The organism is uncultured Neisseria sp., assembly GCF_951230505.1.
GTDB lineage: Bacteria > Pseudomonadota > Gammaproteobacteria > Burkholderiales > Neisseriaceae > Neisseria.
On sequence record NZ_CATNVN010000091.1, the window covers coordinates 1 to 7,162 of the forward strand.

Genomic DNA, 7,162 nt, shown 5'->3' on the forward strand with positions numbered 1-7,162 from the left:
CCGTCTGAAACCTCAACGAGTTTCAGCCGGCCTTTATTCCATCAACTAATCAAGCCTGTTTCAATTTTGCATCGGCATCACGCAATGCAGTACGCAGACCTTCTTCGATAACCGGATGGTAGAATGGCATATCCAGCATTTGCGGAATCGTCATTTTCATTTGATGCGCCCAAGCCATCAAGTGTGCCAAATGTTCGGCAGCAGGGCCGACAACTTCCGCACCAATGAAACGGCCGGTCGCTTTCTCAGCATACAAACGCATATGGCCTTTGTTTACCAACATAACACGGCTGCGGCCTTGGTTTCGGAAGGAAACTTCGCCAATTACAAACTCATCAGGTTGATATTTCGCTGCAACTTGCGCGTATTTCAAACCGATAGTGGCAATTTGCGGACTGGTAAATACCACACCGATTACGCTACGGCGCAAACCGCCCTCAATATTCGGGAAAATAGCGGCATTGTGGCCGGCAATTTTGCCTTGGTCGGAAGCTTCGTGCAGCAGAGGCAATTGATTGGACGCATCGCCTGCGATAAAGATGTGCGGAATGCTGGTTTGCATGGTCAGCGGATCGGCAACAGGCACGCCACGCGCATCTTTTTCGATATTCAGGTTTTCCAAACCGATATTGTCCACATTCGGCCGGCGGCCGGCGGCAGCCAAAGCATATTCAGCATGGAACACACCTTTTTCGCCATCTTGTTCCCAATGAACTTCAACATTACCTTCTGCATCCAATTTGACTTCAGTTTTAGCATCCAAATGCAAAGCCAACTCTTCGCCAAAAACAGCTTTGGCTTCTTCAGCAACAACAGGGTCGGAAATACCGCCGATGGCTCCGCCTACGCCGAAAATCTCAACTTTCACTCCCAAACGGTGCAAAGCCTGACCCAACTCTAAGCCGATAACGCCAGGGCCGAACACGGCTACGCTTTTAGGCAAAGTATCCCAAGAGAAAACATCATCGTTCACAATTAAGCGATCGCCTAAAACTTCCCACTGAGGGAAAATCACAGGGCGCGAGCCGGTGGCAATCACAAAACTTTTTGCAGTAATTTGAGTGTGATCATCGATTTGGACGGTGTGTTCGTCAACAAATTTTGCCGTACCCATAATACGCTTGTCGGCGGGCCACTCTTCTACATCGCTGACTACAAAACCGACAAAACGGTCGCGTTCGGACTTCACGCGGTGCATGACTTCTTCGCCGTTTACCGTTACGCTGTCTTTATCCAAATGCACGCCAAACGGATCGGTATGCAAAGCATGATGGCGCGCTTCTGCTGCGGCAATCAAGAGTTTAGAAGGCATACAGCCCACGCGCGCACAGGTCGTGCCGAACACATTATTTTCAATCAGGTAAACATTGTCTGTATGAAGTCGGGCATTGCGAAATGCGCCCATACCGGCTGTACCGCCACCCAGTACTACCACATCTGCTTGAATCTTTTTCATATTTTATCCTTACTGTCTATATCCAAACCGATATTGCCATCAGGTTATCCGTTTTCAGACGGCCTAAACTTCACAAACTATCAAAATTTAAAAATCAATAGTCAATACCTAAATATCGATTTAAAACAATAATCTCAAATTCTACTTGCGAATATAGAGTTATTCAGAACGCCGAATTGTAAACGCCGTCTGAATAACTCTATATTTTATCTTTCAGACGGCCTGTTTAAACCGTCTCAAGCATACAGGCAATTAGTTTTTAGCCAAGTAAGCTTCCAAGTCTTCGCTACCGCCGATGTATTTACCGCCGATGAATACTTGAGGAGCAGTCATCTTGCCGGTAATAGCGCGTACGGAAGTAACAGTTGCATCTTTGCCCAATACGATTTCTTCGTAAGACAAGCCTTTGTCTTGCAGCGCTTTTTTAGCTTTAGCACAGAACTGGCAGCCAGGTTTGGTGAAGATGGCAACAGACTCTTGAGCTTTCCAGTCAGGAGCAATGTATTTCAACATAGTGTCAGCGTCAGACACTTTGAAAGGATCGCCTGGTTCTTCAGGTTCGATAAACATTTTTTCAACCACGCCGTCGTTAACCAGCATGGAATAACGCCAAGAGCGTTTACCGAAGCCCAAGTCTTCTTTGTCAACCAACATGCCCATGCCTTCAGTGAATTCACCGTTGCCATCAGGGATCATGTAGATGTTGTCGGCTTCTTCTTCAGCAGCCCAAGCGTTCATTACGAAAGTGTCGTTTACAGATACGCAGTAGATTGCGTCAACACCGTTTTCTTTGAACGCACCAAACAATTCGTTGTAGCGTGGCAGGTGAGAAGAAGAGCAAGTTGGAGTAAATGCGCCAGGCAGAGAGAACACGACTACTTTTTTGCCTTTGAACAAATCATCAGTAGAAACATCTTTCCAAGTGTCGCCAACGCGAGTGTGGAATACTACGGAAGGTACTTTTTGACCGGTACGATCTTGCAAAGCCATTTTTAAGCTCCTTAAAAATTCGGGTTTGAGAAATGAATCAATGCTTGCATTTTAATGCAGGCCTATCGATTTGTATAATTTATAGTTCAAATAATATTAATTACATCAAACTATCAATTCAATTAAACCGAAAACAGCTATTCCTCTAAATGAAGGCCATCTGAAATAAAACAAGTGCCTGACTGAAATTATTTTTTAGGTAAGGGCTGAACGGGCGAATCCGAAGCCACAATTTCGCCGATGGCTGTTTCCGCAATATCCTTCAAAGCATAGCGGTCTTTATCCGGCATATCTGTCGGTTTGTATTGAGGCGAGAAATCCAAACGGATACGGATTTTCTTCATAGAAACAATACGCCACAAAGACTGAAACAGGTTTACCTCCGCATAAGACGGCAAGTCCGTCCGTTGTCCTTCGCCATCATAATAGCGCAAGGTTATTGCCTGAATCGGCGCTTTCGCATCAATCGCCGATTGAAACAGGGCTGCTTTAAACGGCAAAATACCCAAGCCGGAAGAAGTACGCGCTTCAGGGAAGAAGCTGACATTCTGTCCTGCTTTCAATGCCGCGCAAATCGCCTGGTTAATCGGCTCGATATCTCGGCGGGAATTGCGGTTGATAAACACCGTACCGGCATTTTTACCCATTTTTCCCAAAACCGGCCAACCGCTGATTTCCTGCTTGGCAATAAAACTGCTCGGATAAACAGCGCTCATGGCAAAAATATCCAACCAAGACACATGATTGGCCACGACCAAAGTACCGCTCACATTTCCTTGAGGCGGTACGCCGATTTCCAATTCGATATCCAAAGCATCCAACGCACCTTTTCCCAAAACAACCACAGCGTGATTGCGTTCCTCTGCATTGTTGCCATCGATGACACGCAAATCCCTACCGGTTCTGAATAACCAAGCTGCCAAACGGCAAAGTCTGCCCAGTCGTTTAAAAAAAGGAGCTTTTTGTTTAGACATAAAATTTCTTCTGTATTGTGTTCATTATGTTCAGACGGCCTCTGACATTTAAGGCCGTCTGAAACTATTTCTGGCAATTTGGACAATAAAATGTTCCACGCTGCCCCAAAGTTTCTTTAAAAATCAACCCGCCACACTGAACGCAAGGCTCGTTATGACGGCCATAGACCGTATATTCCTGCTGGAAATAGCCGCTTTTTCCATCGCTATTGACAAAGTCCCGCAGCGTACTACCGCCCGTTTCAATCGCCCTTTGCAGAACCGCTTTGACGGTTTCCACCAATAATGCGCATTCTTTCTTGGTCAGCTTATTCGCCGGACGCAATGGCGAAATACCCGCCTTAAACAGGCTTTCATTCGCATAAATATTGCCAACGCCAACCACCACCGCATTATCCATCAGCGCTAATTTGACTGCACGCTTTTGGGTTTTCAATTTCTGATACAGGTAATTTGCATCAAAATCGCCCGAGAGCGGCTCCGGTCCCAACTTTTCCAACAGTGGATGATGTTCGGCAATACCCTCATACCACAATACCGCACCAAATTTACGCGGGTCGTGATAACGCAATATGGTACCGTCATCAAATACAAAATCCAAATGATCGTGTTTATCCGGCGTGGCGATACGCTCATCATCAGCGGTAAAAATCCGCAAACTGCCGGACATACCCAAATGAATAAGTAAAATACCCGTTTCAAAAGTAATAATCAAATACTTCGCACGCCGACTGCATGCCAAAACTTTGCGCCCGGCCAAAATTTGCGCCAAGTTTGGATGGATAGGCCATCTCAATTTAAACTGGCGAATAATGACTTTTTCTATCTTCTTGCCATCAATATGCGGTGTGATTCCACGTAAAGTCGTTTCCACTTCAGGTAATTCAGGCATCATTATTCTCCAAATTCATCATTATATATAGGCCGTCTGAAAACTATTCGGCCAAGCGTGCCGTACTTAAAGCAACCGTATTGCCATCGAATGCAGTTTCCAATTCAGGCAAAGGATGGACACCAATCAAATGTTTCGTTAAAACCACACCATAAACCGCTGCACATTGCGGCCACCACCTATCCCCTACCTTTTCCATAAACTGCCAAAACTTCAAAGCAGATGACGAATTTACCGCTGGCAGATAATCCATAAACTGCCCATATTCCATTTCAAAACCAATAGCGGCAGTTTTTCGTTTCAACTCAGCCAGAGCCAAGCATTGAGATTTCATAGGCAGTCTTTTACCATCAAACCACGAGCTCAATCCCCACAAAGATTTAGGGTTGAACCCCGTCAAAATCAACCTGCCTTCAGGTTTTAATATCCTAAACGCCTCTTGCAACACCAAATCTGCAGATGAAACTTCCAAAAGATGAGGCATCAATAACACATCCACGGAATGCGTTTCAAATGCCAACATTTCAGCATCCATCCGCACATCGCGAGGCACTACAATCATATTTTCAGACGGCCTCTGCCATACACCGCCCAATTGAACCGCCACCTGCCTATTCAAATACTGCAAATGCCGTCTGAAAAAATCCGCCTCTTTTTGAGCAAGATATTGCCCCATTGGCGTTTGCATAAAAAAAACTTCCATTAAAGGCTCCCCTATGCATCCCGACTTGTGTGACAGAATTTTAACACCACGACCACATCACACAAGCAAATTCCCTGCTCGACTTGACGTTTAAATGCTGAAACGATACTATCAGAAAGACGAAATTTTATTATATATTTGATAACTTTATTTACTATGGCAAAACTAAAAACCATCGCTCTGACCGTTTCAAGCCTGTCGGCGGTTTCCGCCACAGCCTATGCGCAAAACGCTACGCCCAACCAAGTCGGCATGGCCATGATGCGCCTCAACTCCGCCCTGCTCGACCAAGCCAAAGCACAAACCTTCGGCTCCGGTAGCTTATGGGCATCGTTGCGTAAAGACTTCCGCATCAACGAAGTCAACACAGAACTGGTTCGCCGCCATGAAAACAAATTTGCTGCAAACAGTGCATATTTCGACCGCACCATCTCCCGCAGCAAACCTTATATGTACCATATTGCCAATGAAGTTAAAAAACGCAATATGCCTGCTGAAATCGCTTTGCTGCCTTTCATTGAAAGCGCATTCGTAACCAAAGCCAAATCACACGTCGGCGCATCCGGCCTGTGGCAATTTATGCCGGCTACCGGTCGCCACTTCGGCTTGGAAAAAACGCCTTTGTATGACGGTCGCCACGACGTTTACGCCGCTACCGATGCTGCATTGAACTACCTGCAATACCTGCACGGTATGTTCGGCGACTGGTCTTTGGCGCTTGCCGCTTACAACTGGGGCGAAGGTAACGTCGGCCGCGCCGTAAACCGCGCCCGTGCGCAAGGTTTGGAACCAACATACGAAAACCTGCGTATGCCGAACGAAACACGCAACTACGTTCCAAAACTATTAGCAGTACGCAATATCGTTGCCAATCCGCAAACCTTCGGTATGAATATCAGCGAAATCAGCAATCAGCCGTATTTCAAATCTGTCAGCATCGACAAACCTATTGATAACAGCACAATCGCTCGTTTTGCAAACATCAGCGAAAGCGAACTGTTGGCACTCAACCCAGGTTTCAATGCCCCGGTATTTATCCCTAAAAACAATCGTCGTCTGTTGTTGCCGGTTTCTGCGGTTTCTGCATTTGAAAAGAACTACCGCAATGCCAATCCAGATACCCTGATATCTTGGGATATTTATACTTCTTTGGGCAACAAGAAGCTTAACGCCATTGCCAACGATACCGGCATGAGCGTAGCCGAACTCAAACGCCTCAACGGCCTGAGCGGTAGCGCCATTTCTGAAGGCCGCAGCATTTTGGTGGCTAAAAATTCAGCAAGCCAAAATCAAGACATCATTAACTTCATCGACAAAGACAATACGCCGGATACTTACCAATCCAATATGCCGGCTATGTCTCCGATTATTGCTTCCAGCGTAGCAGAACCGGTTAAAGTTGCTCAAACTACTGTGACCAATATTGTTGCTCCTGTTGTTCCACAGTCCAGCAAACCGGTTGACTTTATTGCACGCAGCAAAACTGAAAACGTTACTTCTGTAGCAGTAACAGAAACCAAAGCACAGCCTCAAGTTGCAAATGCGGAAGTAGCCGCCCCTATTGTAGCCATGACCCATATTACTGCTGAGCCTGCTGCCACAAATGTTGCTGAAGCACCAAAAGCAGCTATCCCTGCCGACTTGACTGCACCGACTGTTGCCGCAAACGATGTAGCCCCTACTCCAGCAGTTGAATCTGTTGCTGTTGCTCCGGTTCAAGAAGAGCATGATGACCTGATGGCTTTGGTACAAAGCCAACCTGCGGAGGAACCTGCAGCGACTGTTGCTGAAGCGACTTCTGAAGCCAAACAAGTTCAAACTGTTGTGACTGCCGAAAGCGCTCGTACAGCACGTATCGCAGCCAATACCGCTAAACAACAACAACGCATCAATGCGCGTCTTGCCCGTGTAAATGGCCAACAAAACACACAAACTGCAGCACTTGCAGCAGGCACACACCGTGTGGAAGATGGCGATACGCTGTTTAACATCTCCAAACGTTACAACTTGAGCGTAGCTGATTTGATTATTGCCAACAACATCAAAGGCAACAATATCAGAAAAGGCCAAATCCTCCGTGTTACAGCTGCTCCGGCAAAAGTCCGCAGCAACCCGGTTCAAAACGTTTCCTACACTGTACGTAAAGG

General features: G+C 46.4%; 6 protein-coding genes. 1 reads left to right on the forward strand and 5 read right to left on the reverse strand.

All coding sequences use genetic code 11. From position 1 onward, the window contains the following. Positions 1 to 49: 49 nt before the first annotated feature. From Q1M25_RS06675 to Q1M25_RS06695, 5 genes are all read right to left on the reverse strand, one after another. Complete coding sequence (locus Q1M25_RS06675) at positions 50 to 1,456, reverse strand: dihydrolipoyl dehydrogenase (protein WP_300483192.1); 1,407 nt, start codon at positions 1,454 to 1,456, stop codon at positions 50 to 52. 252 nt (positions 1,457 to 1,708) lie between these two features. Continuing rightward, positions 1,709 to 2,446, reverse strand: coding sequence for a redoxin family protein (locus Q1M25_RS06680; RefSeq protein ID WP_004520136.1), 738 nt, complete (start codon positions 2,444 to 2,446; stop codon positions 1,709 to 1,711). Between the two features lie 188 nt (positions 2,447 to 2,634). Next, the gene (locus Q1M25_RS06685; protein ID WP_300483196.1) at positions 2,635 to 3,420 is read right to left on the reverse strand and encodes a 1-acylglycerol-3-phosphate O-acyltransferase; all 786 of its coding nucleotides are present in this window, start codon (positions 3,418 to 3,420) and stop codon (positions 2,635 to 2,637) included. A gap of 64 nt (positions 3,421 to 3,484) precedes the next feature. After that, complete coding sequence (gene mutM / locus Q1M25_RS06690; RefSeq protein WP_300483203.1) at positions 3,485 to 4,312, reverse strand: bifunctional DNA-formamidopyrimidine glycosylase/DNA-(apurinic or apyrimidinic site) lyase; 828 nt, start codon at positions 4,310 to 4,312, stop codon at positions 3,485 to 3,487. Positions 4,313 to 4,355: 43 nt separating this feature from the next. Continuing rightward, complete coding sequence (locus Q1M25_RS06695) at positions 4,356 to 5,015, reverse strand: class I SAM-dependent methyltransferase (RefSeq protein ID WP_300483199.1); 660 nt, start codon at positions 5,013 to 5,015, stop codon at positions 4,356 to 4,358. Positions 5,016 to 5,171: 156 nt separating this feature from the next. On the opposite strand from Q1M25_RS06695, the gene Q1M25_RS06700 reads away from it, so the two are divergent. Beyond that, positions 5,172 to 7,162, forward strand: a 1,991-nt coding sequence (locus tag Q1M25_RS06700; protein WP_300483201.1) for a LysM peptidoglycan-binding domain-containing protein, incomplete at its 3' end; no start/stop codon positions are given.

Bases quoted from the DNA above. Each gene is read 5' to 3' on its own strand.
- mutM (WP_300483203.1), bottom strand. From the start codon at position 4,312: ATGCCTGAATTACCTGAAGTGGAAACGACTTTACGTGGAATCACACCG.
- Q1M25_RS06685 (WP_300483196.1), bottom strand. From the start codon at position 3,420: ATGTCTAAACAAAAAGCTCCTTTTTTTAAACGACTGGGCAGACTTTGC.
- Q1M25_RS06695 (WP_300483199.1), bottom strand. From the start codon at position 5,015: ATGGAAGTTTTTTTTATGCAAACGCCAATGGGGCAATATCTTGCTCAA.
- Q1M25_RS06680 (WP_004520136.1), bottom strand. From the start codon at position 2,446: ATGGCTTTGCAAGATCGTACCGGTCAAAAAGTACCTTCCGTAGTATTC.
- Q1M25_RS06675 (WP_300483192.1), bottom strand. From the start codon at position 1,456: ATGAAAAAGATTCAAGCAGATGTGGTAGTACTGGGTGGCGGTACAGCC.